The sequence below is a fragment of the Curtobacterium sp. Leaf183 genome (assembly GCF_001424385.1).
In the GTDB taxonomy this organism is placed as follows: domain Bacteria; phylum Actinomycetota; class Actinomycetes; order Actinomycetales; family Microbacteriaceae; genus Curtobacterium.
On record NZ_LMPO01000010.1, the window covers coordinates 132608 to 153536 of the forward strand.

Consider the following 20929-nt stretch of genomic DNA (forward strand, 5'->3'; position numbering starts at 1 on the left):
GAACGAACGCGCGTCACCAGACGACGGACGGGAGGCCCGGTGCCAGCTGGCACCGGGCCTCCCGTCTGTGGAGGTGGTCGCGTCAGCGACCCAGGAACTTCTGCAGGCTCGCCAGCTCTTCCTCGGTGGGCGCCTTGCCGTTCTTGCCCGCACCCAGTCCGAGACCGGAGCCCTGCTGGGCCTGCTGCGGCGCCGCGGAGGCCCCGGCGGCGAGTGCCGCACGCTTGGCCGGGTTGCCGACCTTGGCCTTCTTCTTGCCGCCCTGCTGCTGCTTCTTGCCCCCGTGCATGCCCGGGATCGGACCCATGCCGGGCATCTGCGGCACACCGCCGCGTGCGACGGTCTTCATCATCTTGGCCGCCTGCTCGAAGCGGTTGACGAGCTGGTTGACCTCGGTGACGGTCGAGCCGGCACCCTTGGCGATGCGGAGACGGCGCGAGCCGTTGAGCAGCTTCGGCAGCTCGCGCTCCTGCGGGGTCATGGACTGGATGATCGCCTCGGTGCGCACGATCTCGCGCTCGTCGAAGTTGTCGAGCGCCTCGCGCATGCCCTTCGCGCCCGGGAGCATCCCGAGCATGCCCTTGATCGAGCCGGCCTTGCGCAGCTGCTGCATCTGCTGCAGGAAGTCGTTCAGCGTGAAGTTGTCGGTCGCGATCTTGTCCGCGACCTTGCGCGCCTCTTCCTCGTCGAAGGCGCCCTGCGCCTGCTCGATGAGGGACAGGATGTCACCGAGGTCGAGGATGCGGCTCGCCATGCGGTCCGGGTGGAACGGCTCGAAGTCGTCGAGGCCCTCACCGGTCGAGGCGAACATGATCGGGCGCCCCGTGATCGAGGCCACCGACAGGGCCGCACCACCGCGGGCGTCGCCGTCGAGCTTCGAGAGCACGACACCGGTGAAGTCGACGCCCTCCTGGAAGGCGCGGGCCGTCGTGACGGCGTCCTGACCGATCATCGCGTCGATGACGAACAGGACCTCGTCCGGGTCGACGGCCTTGCGGATGTTCGCCGCCTGCTTCATGAGCTCGGCGTCGACGCCGAGGCGACCGGCCGTGTCCACGATGACGGTGTCGTACTGCTGGTCGACCGCGGCCTTGATGGCGTTCTTGGCGACCTTGACCGGGTCACCGACGCCGTTGCCGGGCTCGGGGGCGAAGACGTGCACGCCGGCCTGTTCGCCGACGACCTGCAGCTGCTGCACCGCGTTGGGGCGCTGGAGGTCCGCCGCGACGAGCATCGGGGTGTGGCCGTCCTTCTTGAGCCACTTGCCGAGCTTGCCCGCGAGGGTGGTCTTGCCGGCGCCCTGCAGGCCCGCGAGCATGATGACCGTCGGCGGGCGCTTGGCGAACTCGAGTCGACGCTGCTGTCCGCCGAGGATGCCGACGAGTTCCTCGTTGACGATCTGGACGACCTGCTGTGCGGGGTTCAGCGCGCGGTTGACCTCGTCGGAGAGTGCACGCTCGCGCACCGATGCGGTGAAGGCCTTGACGACCTCGAGCGCGACGTCCGCGTCGAGCAGTGCCCGGCGGATCTCGCGGACGGTGCCGTCCACGTCCGACGGGGAGAGCCGTCCCTTCGTCCGCAGGTTGCGGAAGGTCTCGGTCAGCCGATCAGAGAGGGATCCGAATTGCGCCATGATCCGTCGATCTTACAGGGCCGAATACCACAGGGGTGCAGCGCCGGGTTGCGCCATGATCCGTCGATCTTACAGGGCCGAGTACCGCAGGGATGCAGCGCCGGGTTGCGCCATAGTGCGTCGATTCTACAGGGCCGCGTCACGCCCGCCCCGCAGCCTCGAGATCAGTTGTTGGACGGCGTCCAAGAACCGTCGTACGCTCGGCACATGCCGGAACTCCAGGTCGTCCGACCATCGGGCCTGCTCCCGTACGCCGACGGGCTCGCCCTGCAGCGCAGGCTGCACGCCGACGTCGTCGCGGGCCGCTCCCCCGGTGCCCTCGTCCTGTGCGAGCACCCGTCCGTGTACACCGCGGGCCGCCGCACCGAGCCAGCGGACCTGCCGACGAACGGCGCCCCGGTGGTCGAGGTCGACCGTGGCGGCCGCATCACCTGGCACGGCCCGGGGCAGCTCGTCGCCTACCCGATCGTCCGGCTCGTCGAGCCGCTCGACGTCGTCGCGTGGGTGCGCGACCTCGAGCAGGTCATCCTCGACGCGGCCGCGAGCGTCGGGGTCGTCGCCGAGCGGGTCGACGGCCGGAGCGGTGCCTGGGTGCGCACCGCATCGGGGGTGCACGCCAAGGTCGGTGCGATCGGCCTGCACGTCGCCGAGGGCGTGACGAGCCACGGCATCGCGGTCAACTGCGACAACGCGCTCGACGCCTACGGCGCGATCGTCCCGTGCGGCATCGCCGACGCGGGGGTCACGACCCTGACCGCGACGTCCGGGAGGCCCGTGACCGTGGACGGGATCGCCGCCGTGGTCGCATCCCGCGTCCAGGGCGCGGTCGACGGCATGCACGCCGGTCGCCGGATCGCGACGAGCACGACCGCCAGCACCAGCACCAGCACGACCCCCAGCACGAAGGAACGGATCCCCGCATGACCCTCGCCCCCGAAGGCCGCCGCATGCTCCGGGTCGAGGCCCGCAACGCCGAGACCCCGATCGAGACCAAACCCGCGTGGATCAAGACCCGCGCGACCCAGGGCCCGGAGTTCCGCGAGGTCTCGGCGATGGTCAAGGACAAGCAGCTGCACACCGTCTGCCAGGAGGCCGGCTGCCCGAACGTCTTCGAGTGCTGGGAGGACCGCGAGGCGACGTTCCTGATCGGCGGTTCCCAGTGCACGCGCCGCTGCGACTTCTGCCAGATCGACACGGGCAGGCCCGAACCGCTCGACCGCGACGAACCCCGGCGCGTCGCCGACTCGGTCGCCGACATGGGCCTGCGCTACGCCACCGTCACCGGGGTGGCCCGTGACGACCTGGACGACGGGGGCGCCTGGCTGTACGCCGAGACGATCCAGGCCATCCACCGGCACTCCCCCGGCACCGGCGTCGAGATCCTGGTGCCGGACTTCAACGGCGACCCGGACCAGCTCGGTCAGGTGTTCGACGCCCGGCCCGAGGTCTTCGCCCACAACGTCGAGACCGTCCCGCGCATCTTCAAGCGCATCCGCCCGGCCTTCCGGTTCGAGCGCTCCCTCGACGTCATCACCCAGGGCCGCGACGCCGGGCTCGTGACGAAGTCGAACCTGATCCTCGGGATGGGCGAGGAGATCGCCGAGATCGAGGACGCCCTGCGACAGCTCCGCGACGCCGGCACGGACATCATCACGCTGACGCAGTACCTGCGCCCGTCACCCCGGCACCTGCCCGTGGCCCGGTGGGTCCGACCCGAGGAGTTCGTCCGGCTCCGGGAGCTCGCCGAGTCGATGGGCTTCGCGGGCGTGCTCGCCGGACCGCTCGTGCGTTCGTCGTACCGCGCCGGCCGCCTGTGGGCGCGCGCCACCGTGGCACGCGGCGGCACCGTCCCCGCGCACCTGGCCCACCTGGTGGACGCCCCGGTCGGCCGCCAGGCGGTCTGACCGGCACGGAAGCGACAGCGCGCGGCCATCTGCGCGTCGCGAACCGACCTGCGGCGTCGCTTCCGGTGCACGGGCGCGACCAGGACGACGAACGGGAGGCACGGTGCCAGCTGGCACCGTGCCTCCCGTCGGTTGTGCTGCGCTACGCGCGCCCGCGGATGGTGCGGAGCAGCCAACCGATGACGGCCAGGATCACGATGACGAGGCCGATCCAGAGCAGGAACTTCACCGCTCCGATGAAGATCCCGCTGAAGAGCAGGACGAGGCCGACGATGATCGCGATGATCAGCAGTGCTGGCATGTGGGGACTCCTTCCGACGTACCTGGACGATCCCTGTACTGCGCAGAACGTACCCGGGATCAGCCCACGAGGTTCTGCACGAACACGTGCGGCGTGAAGCCGGTCAGGTCGTTGATGCCCTCGCCCTGGCCGATCAGCTTGATCGGGATGCCGGTCTTCTCCTGCACGCTGAGCACGAACCCGGCCTTGGCCGACCCGTCGAGCTTGGTGATGACCAGCCCCGTCACCCCGGCACCCTCGATGAACGCCTGGGCCTGGGCGAGCCCGTTCTGTCCGGTCGTCGCATCGAGGACCAGCAGGACCTCGGCGATCTCGGTCTGCTTCTCGATGACGCGCTTGATCTTGCCGAGCTCGTCCATCAGCCCCGCCTTGGTGTGCAGGCGGCCGGCGGTGTCGATGACGACGATCTCGATGCCGTCGCGCAAGGCCTGTTCGACCGTCTGGTACGCGACCGAGGCCGGGTCCTGCCCTGGCTGCGAGGGCCGGACGACGTCGACACCGGCGCGCTGGGCCCAGGTCGCGACCTGCTCGACCGCCGCCGCGCGGAACGTGTCCGCGGCGCCGACGAGCACGGTGCGGTCGTACGTCTTGAGGAACTTCGCGAACTTGCCGATCGTGGTCGTCTTGCCCACGCCGTTGACCCCGACCACGAGCACGACCGCGGGCCGGGCGCTGAGCTTCAGGGTGGTGTCGAGCTTCGAGAGCCGCTCCTCGAGCACCTCGCGGAGCATCCGCTGCAGGTCGGCGGGGTCGGTCGTGCCGTACCGGTCGACGCGGGCGTGCAGGTCCTCGATGATCTCCTCGGAGATGTCCGGCCCGAAGTCCGCACCGATGAGCGCCGTCTCGAGGTCGTCCCAGGTGGTCTCGTCGATGGTCTTCCGCTGGAAGAGCCCGCGCAGCCGGGAGGACAGTGACCAGGAACTCGCCATGTTCCCAGCTTAAGGGCGGACGCACGGACGGACGCCCCGGTAGCATCATCACCACGAAGGGGAGTATTCCCTCTCGGTGTCCCCGTCAGTACGGCCCGGAACGATCCGGACCCGGGGCGCCGGTCGTGCTCCGCCCACTCGGGTGGCACACGGCGGAAGAGACCTTCAGGCCTCGGCGTACCCACCTTGCCCGGCAAGCGGTGCTGCCCCTCACCTGGAGGAACCACGTTGGACGTCCCCCTGTATGTCTGGCTGATCACGATCGCCGGCATCCTCGCCCTGCTCGTGTTCGACTTCTACTCGCACGTGCGTACCCCGCACGTGCCCCACATCCGCGAATCCGCGTTCTGGTCGGTGTTCTACATCGGGCTGGCGATCCTGTTCGGTGTCGGCATCCTGGTGTTCGGCGGCGGACAGGCCGGCGGTGAGTACTTCGCCGGGTGGCTGACCGAGAAGGCGTTGTCCGTCGACAACCTCTTCGTCTTCCTCATCATCATGACGAGCTTCGCGGTGCCGAAGGAGTTCCAGCAGAAGGTGCTGCTCGTCGGTGTCGCCATCGCCCTGGTCGCGCGCGGCATCTTCATCGCCCTCGGCGTCACGATCATCGAGAACTTCTCGTGGGTCTTCTACCTGTTCGGGATCCTGCTGTTCTGGCTCGCCTGGTCGCAGGCCCGCAGCGGGAACGACCACGGTGCGGAAGAGGGCGACTCCAAGCTCATCCGGATCCTCAAGCGCATCATCCCGACCTCCGACCACTACGACGGCGACCGCCTGACCACCCGGGTCGACGGCAAGCGCCTGTTCACCCCGATGCTGCTCGTCATGGTCGCGATCGGCCTGACGGACGTGCTGTTCGCGCTCGACTCGATCCCCGCGATCTTCGGTCTCACGCAGGACGCCTTCATCGTGTTCACCGCGAACGCCTTCTCGCTGCTCGGGCTCCGCCAGCTCTACTTCCTGATCGCCGGGCTGCTCGAGCGCCTCATCTACCTGGGTCAGGGCCTCGCGGTCATCCTGGCGTTCATCGGCGTGAAGCTCGTCTTCCATGCCATGCACGTCAACGAGCTGCCGTTCATCAACGGCGGTGAGCACATCGAGTGGGCCCCCGAGATCCCGATCTGGTTCTCGCTCGGCTTCATCATGCTGACCATCGCCGTCGCGACCGTGGCCTCGCTGGTCGTCTCGAAGCGGCGCCAGGAGCGCGGGCTCACCCCGACCGGGGAGCCGCGCACCGTCGAGGCCGAGGCCGACGCGAAGTAACGCGACCCCCTGCGGACGGGAGGCCCGGTGCCAGCTGGCACCGGGCCTCCCGTCCGTCTGCGGTTCCACGCCGCGGGACCGTCGCTACGCCACCGCGCCGACCGGCTCGGGCTCGGGCTCGGACTCGCGGCGCTGCACGCGCTGCCCGACGACCGCCGAGACGCCGTCCTGGCGCATCGACACCCCGTACAGCGCGTCGGCGATCTCCATCGTGCGCTTCTGGTGCGTGATCACGATGAGCTGCGACGTCTCGCGCAACCGCTCGAACACGGTCAGGAGCCGGCCGAGGTTGGCGTCGTCGAGTGCCGCCTCGACCTCGTCCATGATGTAGAACGGCGACGGCCGCGCGGTGAAGATCGCCACGAGCAGCGCCACCGCCGCCAGTGACCGTTCCCCGCCGGACAGCAGCGTCAGCCGGTCGATCTTCTTGCCGGCGGGCTTGACCTGCACGTCGATGCCCGTCGCCAGCAGGTCGGTCGGGTTCGTCAGCGTGATGGAACCCGAACCGCCCGGGAACAGGATCGGGAAGATGACGTCGAACGCCTGCTGGGTGTCGTTGAAGGCGGACTCGAAGATGGTCTGCATCTTGGCGTCGAGCTCGTCGATGATCGTCATCAGGTCGGTCCGGGTCTTCTGCAGGTCCTCGAGCTGTTCCGTCAGGAACGCGTGGCGCTGCTCGAGTGCCTGGAACTCCTCGAGCGCCAGGGGGTTCACCTTGCCGAGCTGACCGAGGTCGCGTTCGGCGGCCTGCAGGCGGCGCTCCTGCTCGGCCCGGACGTAGGGCACGGTCTCGACGTCGGCCGGGTCGACGCCGTCCGTCGCGTCGTACTCGGGCAGCGCCGGGCCACCGGGGAGGGTGGACTCGGCATCGACGAGGAGCTCGTCGGGCTCGTCGGGCTCGTCGGGCTCGTCGCCGTCGCGGTCCGTCCCCGCGTCCCCGGGCGCGATCGCGGCCACCGCGGCCGCGGTGTCCGGATCTGCTGCCGCAGCCGCTGCCGCAGCCGCGGCGGCCCGCTCGGCGTCGCGGTGCCGTCGCGCCAGGACCCGGGGGTCGACGAGCACGTCGACGGGCACCGGCACGTGCGGTCCGTACTCGGCGACCAGGACGGCCTCGACCAGCCCGAGCTCGCTCTGCGCCCGGTCGAGCACCCCGGACACGTGCAGCTTCTTCTCGTAGATCTCCATCTCGAGCGAGTGCACCCCGTCGGTGATCGACTGCAGCCGGTCCCGGAGTTCGCGTTCCTCGGTCCGGATGGTCTGCAGCTCGGTGTTGCGTCGGGAGCGCTCGGCCTCCTGGGTGGCGAGTTGCACGCGCGCGTCGGCGAGCGACCGGTCCACGGCGCCGAGCACGGCTGGCAGGTCGGCGAGCACGCTCTCGGCGGTCGCGATCTGTCCCCGCCGGACCACCGCGCGGCGGGCGGCTTCCTCGGCCGCGGCGCGTTCGGCCTCGAGCTGGCGGTCGAGCTGGTCGGCACGCGCGCGCTCCGACCGGGCACGCTCGCGCACCGTCTCGACCTGGATGCGGTGTTCGATCTCGGCGGCGCGCGCGGCTTCGAGCGTGTCGAGCAGCCCCTGCCGCGCCGAGGCGTCCACCGTCGGCCGCGGCTGGGCCGCGTGCGCCCCACGGACCTGTTCCGCTTCGGTGAGCACGGCGTCGGCAGCCTCGACGGCGCCGTCGGTCTCGGCCAGGGCGGCGCGCAGGCGCTCGACCTCGGCGGTCGCGTTCTCCGCCTTCGCGCGGACGGACGCGCTGCTCCGGTCGTACTCGGCCACGGCTGCGGCGTACGCGCGGCTGGCGCGGTCGGCGTCGTCGGCCCGGCGGCGTGCGTCCTCGACGGCGCTCCGCGCGGACTGGAGGCTCGTGGCCGCGGCCTCGGCGTCCGTCGTGATGGCGTCGCGTCGCGTGACGGCGTCGTCCCGTTCCGCGGTGAGCTCGATCCGGGAGGTGGTCCGCGCACCGCCACCGGTGACGCGCACAGCGCGCACCAGGTCACCGGACCGCGTGACGACCGTCGCCCGGGGGACGGCGGCGAGCACGGCCTCGAGGTCGACGTCGTCACGGTCCGCGATGAGCGTGTCGGCCAGGACGGCGGACAGCGCCGGCGGGCCGCTGACCAGGTCGAGCGCGCGCACGACGCCCTCGGGGACGGGCACCGCGGCGGCGGACTCCCCCGCGTCCGCGACGACGACGTCGATGCGCCCGATGTCGGTGGCACGAGCGTGGGCGACGGCGTCGAGTGCCACGCCGCGGTCGGCGGCCAGGACCGCGTCGGCCAGACCGTCCAACGCGGTGGCGATCGCGCCCTCGTAGCCGGGTGTGACCGTGAGCTGGTCGGCCAGGCGCCCGGTGATGCCGTCGCGGCCGGCGTCGATGAGCGCCTGGGAGCCGTCCCGCACGTCGATGGACATGCCGAGCGCCGCCACACGGGCGTCGAGCGCGTCCCGTTCCCGTTCGAGGGCGTGCAGCCGGTCGCGGTGCGCGTCGCGGTCGGTCTGCGCGTGTTCCAGATCGGCCCGCGCCGCGTCGAGCGAGGCCTGCAGCGCGTCGGGGTCGGCGCCGGCGGACGGGTCCGTCCCGACGTCGGCGAGGGCTGCGTCGGCGGCGCGGGCGCGCTCGGTCGCCTCGGCCAGCGCACGCTCCCGCCGTTCGCGGTCGGCGACCGCGGACCCGCGCTTCGACCGTGCCACGTCGACGGCGCTCCCGAGACGCTGCGCGTCCAGGTCGTGCTGCGCCACCCGGGCCGCCTGCGCTGCGATCTGTTCGTCGAGTGCGTCGAGTGCGGCCCGTGCCTCGGACACTCGACGCGCGGCGGCGACGCTGCCACCCTGCATCTCCCCTGCGCGCTCGTCGAGCCCGTCGGCCTCGGCGCGGACGCCCGCGACCTGCTCGGGCGTGACGCTGGGCCCCTGCTGCGGTGCGTCCGCTTGCTGGGCGAGGAACATCAGTCGCTGGTTCGCGAGGCTGGACAGGCCCCGCAGGCGCTCCTGGACGCTCTCGAGTCGGTGCACCACGGTGCGTGCCCGGTCGACGTCGTCACCGACCATGCTCTGCTCGACGTGCTGCTGGCGGGCGCGCGTCTGGTCGAGCCGCTCGGTGAGGACGATGCGCTCGGACTTGCGACCGGCTTCGACCTCCTGGTGCTCGTGCAGCTCTCGCCGCAGACGGACGACGTCGTCCGCCAGGATGCGGGCCTTGGCGTCACGGGCGACCGCTGCGACGGACTGCGCCTTGCGGGCGACCTCGGCCTGCCGTCCCAGTGGCTTCAGCTGACGGCGGATCTCCCCCGCCAGGTCCGACAGCCGGGTGAGGTTCGTCTGCATCGCCTCGAGCTTGCGGAGCGTCTTCTCCTTCCGGCGACGGTGCTTGAGGATGCCGGCGGCCTCCTCGATGAAGCCGCGGCGGTCCTCGGGGGTGGCGTGCAGGACCTTGTCGAGCTGGCCCTGCCCGACGATGACGTGCATCTCGCGCCCCAGGCCGGTGTCGCTCAGGAGTTCCTGCACGTCGAGCAGCCGGCAGTTCTCGCCGTTGATCGCGTACTCGCTGCCGCCGTTGCGGAAGAGCGTGCGCGCGATCGTCACCTCGGTGTAGTCGATCGGCAGCAGCCCGTCGGCGTTGTCGATCGTCAGCAGCACCTGCGCGCGGCCGAGCGGTCCCCGGGTCGAGGTGCCGGCGAAGATGACGTCCTCCATCTTGCCGCCACGGAGTGTCTTCGCCCCCTGCTCCCCCATCACCCAGGCCAGCGCGTCGACGACGTTGGACTTGCCGGAGCCGTTCGGCCCGACGATGCACGTGACACCCGGTTCGAACGCGAACGTCGTGGGCTGCGCGAAGGACTTGAACCCCTTGATGGTCAGGCTCTTCAAGTACATGCGGTCTCCGGGTGGTTCGCTCGTGGGCGCTGCTGGGCTCGCTGTTCGGCGTCAGGCTAGCGCGTGCGGGAGCGCGGGCTCGGTTGGCACACGGGGCAACGGTGGCTCGAGCGGTTCATGAAGGCCTCGCGCACGATCGGCGTGCCGCACCGCGGGCACGGCTTGCCCTGCTGGCCGTAGACGTTGAGGCGCTGCGAGAAGTACCCGGACTGCCCGTTCACGTTGACGTACTGCGCGTCGAAGCTCGTCCCGCCGTCCTCGAGGGCACGGCGGAGCACGCTCCGGACCTCGTCGAGCAGCAGCTGCACGCTCGCTCGGGGCAGGCGCTCGGCGGGGCGGTCGAAGTGGAGCTTCGCAGCCCAGAGTGACTCGTCGGCGTAGATGTTGCCGATGCCGCTGACGACGCCCTGGTCGAGCAGCACCCGCTTGATCCCGCTGGCGCGCTTCCGGACCAGCTGTAGGAAGCGGCCGTCGTCGAACGCGGGGTCCAGCGGGTCGCGGGCGATGTGGGACACCTGCCCGGGGATGCTCCGCCGCCAGACGGCGTCGGGCTGCTGCAGGTCGACGGCGCCGGCCGACCCGGCGGGGGCACCGTCGATCGTCGGCACCATCCGGTCGATCGCCATCGAGCCGAACGTGCGCTGGTCGACGAACTCGAGCTCGACGGGGGGCTCCGGTGCGCCGTCGCGGGCCGGACCGGCTGGCTGCACCTCGAGCAGGACCCGACGGTGCTTCGCCGCGGGGCGGTCGCGGCCCAGCAGGATCTGCCCGCTCATGCCGAGGTGGGCGACCAGGGCCTCCGGGGTCGCGCCCGGTGCCGTGCGCAGCGGCATCCAGAGGAACTTGCCGCGGCGGACGGCCGCTTCGATGGTCCGGCCGGTCAGCCGCTCAGCGAAGTCCTCGGCGGGTCCGTCGTGGCGCGTGAGTGCGCGGTCGTCGAGGACGTGCACGGCGAGGACGCGGGCACCACTGACGGCGGGTTCGAGGCCGGCGCGGACGACCTCGACCTCGGGGAGTTCGGGCACCTGGTCAGGCCTCGGAGGGCGTCGGCGCCGTGGCCGCGGCGTCGGTGCTGCGCCCGGACAGGCGGGTCCAGGAGTCGAGTGCGGCGGCCATCTCGGCGGTCTTCTTGCTCGTGCCCGAGCCCGTGGCGATGTCCTCGCCCTGCAGCACCACGGTCGCGTGGAACAGCTTGTCGTGGTCGGGGCCCTCTTCGGTCACCCGGTAGGCCGGGTTGCCGAGGGACAGCGCCGAGGCCAGTTCCTGCAGGCTCGTCTTGGGGTCCATCGCCGCGCCGAAGCGGTCCGGGTCGATCAGCAGCGGTTGCACCAGGCGCAGGACGAGCGCGGTGGCCTCGTCCGGGCCGGCGGACAGGTACGTCGCACCGATGACGGCTTCGACGGTGTCGGCCAGGATCGAGGACTTGTTCCGGCCCCCGGTCAGTTCTTCGCCCTTGCCCAGCCGGATGAAGGCACCGAGGCCGTTCAGCCGGGCGATCTCGGCGAGGGCGACTGTCGAGACGAGGCTGGCACGTCGCTTGGCCAGGTCGCCTTCGTCGAGGTCCGGGAAGTCGCGGTAGAGCTTGACCGTGACGGCCTGACCGAGGATCGAGTCCCCAAGGAACTCGAGACGTTCGTTGTGCCCGATCCCGCCGTGCTCGTACGCGAACGAGCGGTGGGTCAGGGCGAGCTGGAGCAGCTCAGGGTCGACCTGCACGCCCAACAGGGCCTGCAGACGGACGACGTCCGACCCCGCGGGGTTGGACCCCGTGGAACCGGACGTCGCCTTCATGCGTGTCGTCACTCAGACGTCGGCGACCTTGCGGCCCTTGTACTCCATGTACAGGGGGGTGCCGGCCGAGTCCTCGACGACCTTCGCGCGGTGCGGGAGGCTGTAGGTGACCTGGCCGTTCTCGATGGTCTTCACGAGCTGGACCGGCGCGGCCTTCCACTGCGAACGACGGGCGTGCGTGTTGGCACGGGACTGCTTGCGCTTGGGAACGGCCATGGTGGTTCTCTTTCGGTTGGTCGGTGGTCAGTCGGTGGGGGTGCGGTCGCTGTCGAACGTGAGTCCGTCGAGCGCGGCCCAGCGGGGATCCGTCGGCGCGGACGCCGGGCGATCACCCAGATCTGCCAGTCGTTCGCCCGTCACCGGGTCGAGTCCTGGGCAGTCCGGTCGGCAGACCGGCTGGAACGGCAGCGACAGCACCACCGCGTCTCGAACGACCGGTTCACAATCCACGTGGTCTTCGTGAACATGGAAGTCGAAATCCTCCGAGGGATCATACGCGAACAGCTCGGCGAAATCGACCTCGACGGGCTCGGCGATGTCGATCAGGCAGCGCGAGCACTGCCCGGTCGCCTCGGCCGACGCGTGTCCGGAGACGAGCACCCCTTCGTGGAGCCCCTCGAGCCGGAGCTCGATGTGCATCTCGGCGCCTTCCTGGACCGCGACGACACCGGCACCGAGGGCTTCGGGGACGGTGATGTCGAGCGTGTGCTCGCGCATCTCGCCCGGGCGGTGCGCGAGGTCACGCACGCGCAGGGCGTAGGGGCTGTTCACGGGGGAAGACACGATCGACCATCCTAGCGCGGACCGGAGCACACGTCGAGGAGCGGCGTGGCGAGCGCCGTGCCGGTGCCGGGCGACTGGTGCCCGGTGCCCGGTGCCGGCGCCTGGTGCCCGGCGCCCCGGTGCCGGATCAGGCGAGTCGGCGCCGGAGTGCCTCGCCCACCACTGCGGGGACGTACGGCGCGACGTCACCACCGAGGGTCGCGACCTGGCGGATGAGGGAACTCGACACGTGCGCTCGCGAGGCGTCGGGCAGCAGGAACACCGTCTCGACGTCGGCCAGGTGCCGGTTCATGATCGCCATCGGGGTCTCGTACGCGACGTCCTCACCGGACCGGACGCCCTTGACCAGGACCGAGGCGCCGACCTGGCGGCAGTAGTCGACGAGCAACCCGGCGGTCCACTCCCCGACCCGGATGGTGTCCGGCGCGCCGACTTCGGCCAGGGACTCCTCGATGAGCCGGACCCGGTCGGGCGCGTCGAACATCGCGGTCTTCTTGTCGGGGTTGTGCACGACGAGCACGTGGACCTCGTCGAACAGTCCGGCGGCGCGGCCGATCACGTCCAGGTGCCCGAGGGTCACGGGGTCGAAGGAACCGGGGACCACCGCGATCTGCGCCATGGCAGCGACGATACCGGCAGGACCGGCGGCTAGTTCTTGCCGAGGAACGCCGCGTCGGACTCGTCGAGTCGTCGCGCGAGCGCGTCGCGCAGCTCGTCCTGGTCCTGGAGGCCCGGGTCGCGTTCCAGCAGCCGCTCGGCCTCAGCACGTGCGTCCATGATCAGGTCGGCGTCGCGGACGACACGCAGGAGGTTGAGCGAGGACCGCCCGCCCGACTGGCGTTCGCCCAGGACGTCGCCTTCGCGGCGGAGCTCGAGGTCGACCCGGGCGAGCTCGAACCCGTCGTCCGACGCGGCCACGGCGTCGACGCGTTCGCGCGAGGGGGTCTCGGCCTCGGCGGTGGTGACGAGCAGGCAGACGCCCGCCCACTGTCCGCGGCCGATGCGGCCGCGGAGCTGGTGCAGCTGGGAGACGCCGAACCGGTCGGCGTCGAGGATCGCCATCATCGAGGCGTTCGGCACGTCGACACCGACCTCGATCACGGTGGTCGCGACCAGGACGTCGACGTTGCCGGCCGCGAACGCCGTCATCACCCGGTCCTTCTCGTCGCCCGACATCCGGCCGTGCAGGACCTCGATGCGGCGGCCCTGCAGGACCGGCATGGTGCGCATCCGCTCCGCGGTGGCCAGGACGGTCGCCGGGGCGTGCTTCGGTGCGTCGTCGCCCTCGGTCGGCGGGGCGGGCTCGCCGTCGTCCTCGGCGTGGGCGTCGTCGATGGCGGGACAGACCACGAACGCCTGACGACCCGTCGCGAGTTCCTCGGCCATGCGGGTCCAGATGCGGGACTCCCACGCGGGGTGCTCGGCGAGTCCGACCGCGTGGGTCTCGACGCCGGCACGTCCGGACGGCATGCCGGCGATCGTGGAGACGTCGAGGTCGCCGAACACCGTCATCGCCACGGTGCGCGGGATCGGCGTCGCGGTGAGCACCAGCACGTGCGGTGGCGTCCGGCCCTTCGTGCGCAGGGCTTCACGCTGTTCGACGCCGAACCGGTGCTGTTCGTCCACGACCACCAGGCCGAGCTCGGCGAAGTCGACGCGGTCGCCGAGCAGCGCATGCGTGCCGACCACCAGCCGCGACCCTCCGGACGCCGCGGCCAGCAGTGCCCGGCGGCGTTCGTCAGTGGACTGCGAACCGGTCAGGATCACCGGGCGGAGCTCGGCCGCCAGGTCGGGGCCGAGGAACTTCACGATGGAGCGCAGGTGCTGCGCGGCCAGGACCTCGGTCGGGGCGATGAGGGCGGACTGCCCCCCGGACTCGGCGACGGTCAGCATCGCGCGGATCGCCACCAGCGTCTTGCCGGAGCCGACCTCGCCCTGGACCAGCCGGTGCATCGGCCACGAGCCAGCCATGTCCTGCGCGATCTCCGCGCCCACGGTCTGCTGGTCGTCGGTCAGGGTGAACGGCAGCGTGGCGTCGAAGCGCTCGAGGATCCCCCCGGGCGAGGCGGTGCGGGGTGTCGAGGCGGTCGCCCGGGCCGCGATGCGTCGTTGGACCAGGGCGGTCTGCAGGACGAATGCCTCGCGGTAGCGCAGGGCGTCCTGCGCGCGTTTGAAGTCGGCGACCTTCTCGGGCCGGTGGAGCAGTTCCAGGGCGCGACGGAAGGGCACGAGGTCCAGGCGTGTCCGCACGGAGGACGGCACGGGGTCGGCGATGTCCGGCAGGGTGTCGAGCACCACCGCCATGGCCTTGGCGATCTGCCACGAGGACAGGGACGCCGTCGCCGGGTAGATCGGGATCGGCTGCCGCGAGAACCGGATCGCCTCGTCCGACTCGGGGTCGGCCGTGGCGCGCGGGTCGTCGGCGTCGAACAGCTCGTAGTCGGGGTGCGCGAGCTGCCGAGCGCCGCGGTAGTCGCCGACCTTGCCGGCGAAGATGCCGCGGGCGCCCACCACCAGGTCCTTGGTGCGCCAGCCCTGGTTGAAGAACGTGAGCGTCAGCAGTCCCTTGCCGTCGCCGATCTTGGCTTCGAGGATCGATCCGCGGCGCTGGCGCATGGTGCGTTCGCGCACGTCGACGACCTCGGCCACGATCGTCACGGACTCGCCGATCGCGAGCGAGTCGAGTGCGGTCAGGGCCCCGCGTTCGGCGTAGCGACGGGGAGCGTGCTCGAGGAACTCGCCCACGGTGCGGTGCCCGAACGCCTTCTCGATCGCCTTGGCCGTTCGCCCGCCGAGGACGTTCGCCAGGCGGGTGTCGAGCGGGGCGGCGCCCCACTCCGTCGCCGCGGGGGCAGCAGAGCTGACTGTGCCGTCGGCGGGCGCGCCCGCCGGTGCGGCGGCTCTGGAGGTGACCACAGGGCAACGGTACCCGTCACCGCCGACGCGTCACGAGCCTCCCGGGCGGCCTGTGGAGAACTCCGGTCGGGGCGCGGTCGGCCGCTACGGTTGCTCCATGACCCGCATCATCGCCGGTGCCGCCGGCTCCCTGACGCTCCGGGTGCCGAAGTCGGGCACCCGCCCGACCAGCGACCGCGTGCGCGAGGCGCTGTTCTCGTCGCTGCAGTCGCGCGGGCTCGTCGACGACACGTCGGTGGCCGATCTGTACGCGGGGACGGGCGCGCTCGGGCTGGAAGCGGCCTCGCGCGGGGCGGTCGAGGTCGTCCTGGTCGACCGGGCGCCGGCGGCGGCGACCGCCTGTCGCGAGAACGCCCGTGCCGTGCAGCAGCGCGTCAAGGGCGTGCGGATCGACGTGTTCGCGCAGCCCGTGCTCGGGTTCCTGCGCGGGACCGTCCGCACGTTCGACCTCGTGTTCATCGACCCGCCGTACGACGTCGCTGAGACCGAGATCACCGAGGTGCTCGAGACCCTCGCACCGAAGCTCACCCCCGATGCCGTGGTGGTCGTCGAGCGCAGCAAGCGGTCGCCCGAGCCGACGTGGCCTGCCGGTCTCGAACCGTTCAGCAAGCGCGGCTACGGCGAGACCGTGGCGTGGGAAGCCGTGGTGGCCGCGGGCTGAGCCGCGCCCGTCCGCGAGCCCCGCCCCGCGCGACGACTCCGACGTCGGACGACACCGGCCGTGTCGTTCCGGTGGCCCTCCGAGTGTCGGAACATGCAGACGCAACCAACGACACCGCACGCGTCGAACACCTCGTGCCGTGTCGGGACATGCGGACGCATCCCATGCATCCGCAAGCAACGACACCGCACGCGTCGAACGCCTCGTGCCGTGTCGAAACCTGCGGACGAACGCAGCGACACCGCCTCAGCCCGCGGCACCGTCCCAGTCCGCGTACGGGTCCCACCCCGTCGTCGGCACCGGCTCCCCCGCACGCAGGACGTCCGCCGCCCCGCGCGCCACGACGACGCCGAGCCGCCGGAACCCCGCGGGCAGCACGACGTCGGCGGGGAAGGTCGCGAGCAGCCCGTGGTCCTCGCCGCCGTGCAGCGCCACGTCGTCGTCGACCACACCGGCATCGAGCGACAGCGTCACGCCGCTCGCACGGGCCAGCCGCCCGCCGTCGATGGCCAAGCCGTCCGACAGGTCGAGCATCGCCGTCGCCCCCGCCCGGGCAGCAGCGCGCCCGGACCCGATCGGCGGCACCGGGCGACGCTGCCGCGCGACGTCCGGGTCCTCGTCGAGTCCGTTCGCCCGCACCGCCGTCGCAGACGGAACGCCTGCACCGTCGACCCCGGACCGGAACAGCCGCCCGAGCCCCCGTGCCGCCGCCCCGAGCTCCCCCGCGACCGCGAGCACGTCGTCGACGCGCGCTCCCGTCCGGAGCACCGGCGCCCGCCCCTGCAGATCGCCGAAGGCCGTCACGGCGAGGGTGAACGCCGACGACGTCGACAGGTCGCCCCCGACGACGCCGATGCCGGGCGCGAGCGCGTCCACGGCGAGGCGGAACCCGTCCGCGACGCCCTCGAGCACCGCCACCGGGGTGTCCTGCGGCGCGGCGATCGCGACGACGAGGCCGGTCGGCACCGCGCCCATCGCCGCCACGTCGGACAGGTTCGTCGCAGCGGCCTTCCACCCCACGTCCTCGGGCGAGGACCACGCCCACCGGAAGTCCGGACCGTGCACCATCATGTCCGTCGTGACGACGAACCGGCCGTCGGGTGCAGCGACCACGGCGCAGTCGTCGCCGGGCCCGACCAGCGGACTGCCTGATGGCAGCCGGGCGGTCACGTGTCCCAGCACGGCGAGCTCCCCGAGCTCCCCCACCGTCGGTCCGGTCCACACGTCCGCTGCGTCCACACGAGAACGGTAGCCTGGACGTCGATGTCCACCGCACGCCGCTCCCTCGCCGCACTCGGCGTGACGGTCGTCCTGGCCGCCGGGCTGACGGGCTGCACGAACGCCGTCGCGCTGACTGCCGCACCGTCCGCGAACGCCTCCGCCTGCGCCACCGCCCAGGTCCGCCTGCCCGACACCGTGGACTCGAAGTACGCGCTCCGCAACACCAACGCCCAGGCGACGGCTGCATGGGGCGACCCCTCCGCGGCGCTCTACCACTGCGGCGTCGCGGTGCCGACGGTCTCCGACCTGCCGTGCTTCACGAAGGGCACGGTCGACTGGATCCGCGATGACGAGGGCAAGCGGGTCATCTACACGACCTTCGGTCGCGACCCCGCGGTGCAGGTCGTCATCGACTCGACGAAGACGACGGACCAGGTCCTGCAGGACATCGGCACCGCCGTGTCCTCGCTGCCGAAGGACGGGCACAAGTGCCTCGATCCGTCGGACGTCAACGGCTGACGGCGCGACCACCCAACGGACCGCGCGACCACCCATCGGACGGGAGGCTCCGTGCCGGTCCGGCACCGGGCCTCCAGTCCGGTCGGACGCGCGTCAGCGCACCGCGACCCGGCCGAGCTCGATGAGCTCGGTCACGAGCTCCGGGTAGCTCAGTCCCGTCGCTGCCCAGCAGCGCGGGTACATCGAGAACGGGGTGAAGCCCGGCATCGTGTTGACCTCGTTCACGACGAAGCCGTCGTCGGTCAGGAAGCAGTCGACGCGCGCCAGGCCCGAGCCACCGATGGCCTCGAACGCGCGGGCACCGATCGAGCGGATCGTGTCGGTCTCGGCGTCGGTGAGGGGCGCGGGACACAGCAGCTGCTCGTCCCCGCCGAGGTACTTGGCGGCGAAGTCGTAGAAGCCGTCCTCGGCGACGACGATCTCACCGGGCAGGCTGGTGCGCGGGACACCGTCACGGCCCTCGAGCACGGCGACCTCGACCTCGCGTCCGACGACCCGGGGCTCGACGATCACCTTCGAGTCGTGCTCGAACGCCAGGTGCATCGCCGCTGCCAGCTCGTCCGGTCCGTCGACGCGCGAGACGCCCATGCTCGACCCGGCGCGGGCGGGCTTGACGAACAGCGGCCAGCCGTGGGCGGCGATGGTCTCGGCGACCCCGAGTTCGTCCGCGAGCCACTCGCGTCGCAGAACGGTGGTCCAGGGCGCGACGCGCAGGCCCGCGTGCTCGAGGACGGCCTTGGCGACGTGCTTGTCCATCGCCAGCGCACTGGCGAGCACCCCGTCGCCGGCGTAGGGCAGCCCGGCGGTCTCGAGCATGCCCTGGATCGTGCCGTCCTCGCCGAAGGGACCGTGCAGGATCGGGAAGACGACGTCGACCGGGACGGTGGTGACCGAGCCGTCGGCGTGCTCGACGGTCAGCGCCCGGGCCTCGGCGGCGGTCGGGAACCGCACGCGCGTGCCGTTGTCGGGCACGACGGGCAGGTCGTCACCGCGCAGTGCCCACTGCGTCGGGTCGTCGGACTGCAGCGTGAACGCGCCGTCCTTCGTGATGCCGACCGGCACGATGTCGTACGCGCCACGGTCGACGGCGTCCATGATGCCGCCGGCGGTCACACAGCTGATCTCGTGCTCGCTCGACCGGCCGCCGAACAGGACGACGACGACGGTCGTGGGGGCGGGGGCGTTCTGGCTCATGGGCGCTCCAGTCCGGTTGGTCGGACCGGTCACTCGCCCTGGGGCTCGTCGGTCTCGGTGAGGTGCGGCGCGATGTTGCGCGGATCGAGCCTACCGGCGAGGACCTCGGCCACCTGCCCCACGATGGGCATGTCGACGCCGTTCGCCGCGGCCAGCGCGAGGATCGGCGCGACCGACGCCAGGCCCTCGGCGGTCTGGTTCATCTGCCGGACGACCTCGTCGAAGCGGTAGCCCTGTCCGAGCAGCCGGCCCGCGGTGTTGTTCCGGGACAGCGGGGACTGGCACGTGGCGATCAGGTCACCGAGGCCCGCGAGTCCGGAGAGCGTCGACGGCTGCGCCCCGAGGGACACCGCGAACTCCGTCATCTCGGCCAGACCGCGGGTGATGATCGACGCCTTGGTGTTCTCGCCGTACCCGACGCCGTCGACGATGCCGATCGCGACGGCGATCAGGTTCTTGAGCACGCCGCCGAACTCAGTGCCGATGACGTCGGTGTTGATGAACGACCGGAAGTACGGGTTGGTCGCGACCGCGGCGACCGCGCTGGCGGTGTCCGCGCTCGACGAGGAGACCACGGCCGCGGTGGGCTGACGCCGGGCGATCTCGAGCGCCAGGTTGGGCCCGCTCGCGACGGCGATCCGGTCCTGCTCGATGCCGAGCCCCTCGAGCAGGACCTCGCTCATGCGCAGACCCGTGCCCTTCTCGACGCCCTTCATCAGGCTGACGACGGGCACGCCCGCGGTGAGCAGCTCGCGGATCGCAGCGAGGTTCGACCGCAGCGTCTGGGAGGGGACCGAGACGTAGACCTGCTCGGCACCGTCGAGCACCGCCGCCAGGGACGTCGACGCGGTCAGCGTGCGGGGCAGGTTGATGCCGGGCAGGTACTCCGAGTTCCGCTTCGTCTCGGTGATCTCGCGGGCGACCTCGGGACGCCGGGCCCACACGACAGTGGACGCACCGCCCTCGGCGAGCACCTTCGCGAAGGTGGTCCCCCAGCTGCCGGCACCGATCACGGCCACGCGCGGCTTGTCGGTCGACTGCATCACGACGCGGATGGCCGCGGTGTCGACGGCACCGCGAGCAGCGGCGGTGGGGTCCGGGTGGTCGTCGTGCGGGCGGAGGCCGGGGGCCCCGGTCGAGTCACTCAAACTTGCCGGTCTCCTTCTGTTGGTTCGCGGACGGGTCCCAGCGCTTCGCCGGAGCCGGTTCGCCGCGCAGCTGTTCGACCAGCGCGGTGATCTCGGCCATGAGCTGCTCGGTGACCTCGCCGAGGACCTGCTGGTCGAGCGGGCGGCCGCGGTAGGCGGACAGGTCCATCGGCTCGCCGAACAGGATGTCGACGTGCGCGCGGCGGAACAGGTTGAGCTTCTTGGAGTACCGCGGCATGATCCGCTGCGTGCCCCAGTGGGCCATCGGGATCAGCGGCACGTCGTTCTCGAGCGCGATCCGCGCCGCCCCGGTCTTGCCGCGCATCGGCCACAGGTCGGGGTCCCGCGTGAGGGTGCCCTCGGGGTAGACGATCACCGCGCCGCCCTGCTCGACCAGGCTCCGTCCACCGCCGAGCGGGTCGTTCAGCCGGGTCCGGCCGGACCGCTCGACGGGGATCTGCCCCATGCCGGTCATGAGCTTGCCGACGACGGGCACGCGGAAGATCGAGGCCTTCGCCAGGAACCGCGGAAGCCGCCGACTGACCCACACGGCCGTACCGACCACCAGCGGGTCGATGTTCGTGTAGTGGTTCGGCGCCACGACGAACGCACCGTGCTCAGGCAGGCGGTTCGGGCCGTGCCAGCGGTAGGCCGACACCCACCGGAACAGCGGGATGACGAACACGGAGGTGATCCGGAAGGCGGTGTTGCGCTCGCCGCGCTTCCACCGTCGCCCGGGGTTGGGCAGACCGGTGGTCACGCGGTCGAGCGAGCGCCCGCCGGTGGTGTCGTCCGCCAC

At 71.6% G+C, this 20929-nt stretch carries 19 protein-coding genes; 5 read left to right on the plus strand and 14 right to left on the minus strand.

What is annotated here, in order from left to right; all coding sequences use genetic code 11:
- Window positions 1-82 precede the first annotated feature (82 nt).
- Complete coding sequence (ffh, locus tag ASG04_RS15235; protein WP_056126055.1) at window positions 83-1633, minus strand: signal recognition particle protein; 1551 nt, start codon at window positions 1631-1633, stop codon at window positions 83-85.
- A gap of 207 nt (window positions 1634-1840) precedes the next feature.
- On the opposite strand from ffh, the gene lipB reads away from it, so the two are divergent.
- A complete protein-coding gene (gene lipB, locus ASG04_RS15240) occupies window positions 1841-2557 on the plus strand; it encodes a lipoyl(octanoyl) transferase LipB (protein WP_082518256.1) in 717 nt (238 codons plus the stop codon).
- Window positions 2554-3537 carry a lipoyl synthase gene (gene lipA / locus ASG04_RS15245; protein WP_056126057.1) on the plus strand — a complete coding sequence of 328 codons (984 nt, stop codon included), beginning with the start codon at window positions 2554-2556 and terminating at the stop codon, window positions 3535-3537. The genes lipB and lipA overlap by 4 nt, the downstream gene beginning before the upstream one ends.
- A gap of 142 nt (window positions 3538-3679) precedes the next feature.
- Here lipA and ASG04_RS17665 read toward each other — a convergent pair whose 3' ends face one another.
- Window positions 3680-3838, minus strand: a complete 159-nt coding sequence (locus ASG04_RS17665) for a DUF4175 domain-containing protein (protein WP_146245311.1) — start codon at window positions 3836-3838, stop codon at window positions 3680-3682.
- A gap of 59 nt (window positions 3839-3897) precedes the next feature.
- Window positions 3898-4767, minus strand: a complete 870-nt coding sequence (gene ftsY, locus ASG04_RS15250) for a signal recognition particle-docking protein FtsY (RefSeq protein WP_056126058.1) — start codon at window positions 4765-4767, stop codon at window positions 3898-3900.
- 228 nt (window positions 4768-4995) lie between these two features.
- Between ftsY and ASG04_RS15255 the strand changes: the two genes are divergently transcribed.
- Window positions 4996-6027, plus strand: a complete 1032-nt coding sequence (locus ASG04_RS15255; RefSeq protein ID WP_056126061.1) for a TerC family protein — start codon at window positions 4996-4998, stop codon at window positions 6025-6027.
- A gap of 84 nt (window positions 6028-6111) precedes the next feature.
- Here the strand turns inward: ASG04_RS15255 and ASG04_RS15260 are convergent, their stop codons facing one another.
- The 7 genes from ASG04_RS15260 to ASG04_RS15290 all read right to left on the minus strand — a co-directional run bounded on the left by ASG04_RS15260 (window position 6112) and on the right by ASG04_RS15290 (window position 15279).
- Window positions 6112-9897 (minus strand): AAA family ATPase, encoded by a 3786-nt coding sequence (locus tag ASG04_RS15260; RefSeq protein ID WP_056126063.1) that lies wholly within the window; start codon window positions 9895-9897, stop codon window positions 6112-6114.
- A gap of 56 nt (window positions 9898-9953) precedes the next feature.
- Window positions 9954-10922 carry a bifunctional DNA-formamidopyrimidine glycosylase/DNA-(apurinic or apyrimidinic site) lyase gene (gene mutM / locus ASG04_RS15265; RefSeq protein WP_056126065.1) on the minus strand — a complete coding sequence of 323 codons (969 nt, stop codon included), beginning with the start codon at window positions 10920-10922 and terminating at the stop codon, window positions 9954-9956.
- Window positions 10923-10926: 4 nt separating this feature from the next.
- Window positions 10927-11688 (minus strand): ribonuclease III, encoded by a 762-nt coding sequence (gene rnc / locus ASG04_RS15270; RefSeq protein WP_056126155.1) that lies wholly within the window; start codon window positions 11686-11688, stop codon window positions 10927-10929.
- 12 nt (window positions 11689-11700) lie between these two features.
- Window positions 11701-11904, minus strand: a complete 204-nt coding sequence (gene rpmF, locus ASG04_RS15275; RefSeq protein WP_056126067.1) for a 50S ribosomal protein L32 — start codon at window positions 11902-11904, stop codon at window positions 11701-11703.
- A gap of 27 nt (window positions 11905-11931) precedes the next feature.
- Complete coding sequence (locus tag ASG04_RS15280; protein ID WP_321164491.1) at window positions 11932-12327, minus strand: DUF177 domain-containing protein; 396 nt, start codon at window positions 12325-12327, stop codon at window positions 11932-11934.
- Between the two features lie 271 nt (window positions 12328-12598).
- Complete coding sequence (coaD, locus tag ASG04_RS15285) at window positions 12599-13090, minus strand: pantetheine-phosphate adenylyltransferase (RefSeq protein ID WP_056126075.1); 492 nt, start codon at window positions 13088-13090, stop codon at window positions 12599-12601.
- A 29-nt stretch (window positions 13091-13119) separates the two neighbouring features.
- The gene (locus ASG04_RS15290) at window positions 13120-15279 is read right to left on the minus strand and encodes an ATP-dependent DNA helicase RecG (protein ID WP_056126157.1); all 2160 of its coding nucleotides are present in this window, start codon (window positions 15277-15279) and stop codon (window positions 13120-13122) included.
- A gap of 205 nt (window positions 15280-15484) precedes the next feature.
- Here ASG04_RS15290 and ASG04_RS15295 point away from each other — a divergent pair, with 205 nt between their 5' ends.
- Complete coding sequence (locus ASG04_RS15295; protein ID WP_056126160.1) at window positions 15485-16048, plus strand: RsmD family RNA methyltransferase; 564 nt, start codon at window positions 15485-15487, stop codon at window positions 16046-16048.
- A gap of 246 nt (window positions 16049-16294) precedes the next feature.
- On the opposite strand, the gene thiL is transcribed toward ASG04_RS15295, so the two are convergent.
- On the minus strand, window positions 16295-17287 hold the full coding sequence (gene thiL / locus ASG04_RS15300) for a thiamine-phosphate kinase (RefSeq protein WP_056126076.1): 993 nt from the start codon (window positions 17285-17287) through the stop codon (window positions 16295-16297).
- 24 nt (window positions 17288-17311) lie between these two features.
- On the opposite strand from thiL, the gene ASG04_RS15305 reads away from it, so the two are divergent.
- Window positions 17312-17788, plus strand: coding sequence for a DUF3515 family protein (locus ASG04_RS15305; protein WP_056126078.1), 477 nt, complete (start codon window positions 17312-17314; stop codon window positions 17786-17788).
- Window positions 17789-17881: 93 nt separating this feature from the next.
- On the opposite strand, the gene ASG04_RS15310 is transcribed toward ASG04_RS15305, so the two are convergent.
- The 3 genes from ASG04_RS15310 to ASG04_RS15320 all read right to left on the minus strand — a co-directional run bounded on the left by ASG04_RS15310 (window position 17882) and on the right by ASG04_RS15320 (window position 20929).
- Entirely contained in the window at window positions 17882-18982 is a 1101-nt protein-coding gene (locus tag ASG04_RS15310) for a D-alanine--D-alanine ligase family protein (RefSeq protein ID WP_056126080.1), read from the minus strand.
- A 29-nt stretch (window positions 18983-19011) separates the two neighbouring features.
- A complete protein-coding gene (locus tag ASG04_RS15315; RefSeq protein WP_056126162.1) occupies window positions 19012-20025 on the minus strand; it encodes an NAD(P)H-dependent glycerol-3-phosphate dehydrogenase in 1014 nt (337 codons plus the stop codon).
- A gap of 97 nt (window positions 20026-20122) precedes the next feature.
- On the minus strand, window positions 20123-20929 hold the full coding sequence (locus ASG04_RS15320; RefSeq protein WP_082518258.1) for a lysophospholipid acyltransferase family protein: 807 nt from the start codon (window positions 20927-20929) through the stop codon (window positions 20123-20125).

Bases quoted from the DNA above. Each gene is read 5' to 3' on its own strand.
- lipB (WP_082518256.1), top strand. From the start codon at position 1,841: ATGCCGGAACTCCAGGTCGTCCGACCATCGGGCCTGCTCCCGTACGCC.
- ASG04_RS15310 (WP_056126080.1), bottom strand. From the start codon at position 18,982: ATGAGCCAGAACGCCCCCGCCCCCACGACCGTCGTCGTCGTCCTGTTC.
- ASG04_RS15315 (WP_056126162.1), bottom strand. From the start codon at position 20,025: ATGCAGTCGACCGACAAGCCGCGCGTGGCCGTGATCGGTGCCGGCAGC.
- ASG04_RS15305 (WP_056126078.1), top strand. From the start codon at position 17,312: ATGTCCACCGCACGCCGCTCCCTCGCCGCACTCGGCGTGACGGTCGTC.
- rnc (WP_056126155.1), bottom strand. From the start codon at position 11,688: ATGAAGGCGACGTCCGGTTCCACGGGGTCCAACCCCGCGGGGTCGGAC.
- ASG04_RS15280 (WP_321164491.1), bottom strand. From the start codon at position 12,327: ATGCACATCGAGCTCCGGCTCGAGGGGCTCCACGAAGGGGTGCTCGTC.
- coaD (WP_056126075.1), bottom strand. From the start codon at position 13,090: ATGGCGCAGATCGCGGTGGTCCCCGGTTCCTTCGACCCCGTGACCCTC.
- ASG04_RS15260 (WP_056126063.1), bottom strand. From the start codon at position 9,897: ATGTACTTGAAGAGCCTGACCATCAAGGGGTTCAAGTCCTTCGCGCAG.
- rpmF (WP_056126067.1), bottom strand. From the start codon at position 11,904: ATGGCCGTTCCCAAGCGCAAGCAGTCCCGTGCCAACACGCACGCCCGT.
- ftsY (WP_056126058.1), bottom strand. From the start codon at position 4,767: ATGGCGAGTTCCTGGTCACTGTCCTCCCGGCTGCGCGGGCTCTTCCAG.
- ASG04_RS15295 (WP_056126160.1), top strand. From the start codon at position 15,485: ATGACCCGCATCATCGCCGGTGCCGCCGGCTCCCTGACGCTCCGGGTG.
- ffh (WP_056126055.1), bottom strand. From the start codon at position 1,633: ATGGCGCAATTCGGATCCCTCTCTGATCGGCTGACCGAGACCTTCCGC.
- ASG04_RS17665 (WP_146245311.1), bottom strand. From the start codon at position 3,838: ATGCCAGCACTGCTGATCATCGCGATCATCGTCGGCCTCGTCCTGCTC.
- lipA (WP_056126057.1), top strand. From the start codon at position 2,554: ATGACCCTCGCCCCCGAAGGCCGCCGCATGCTCCGGGTCGAGGCCCGC.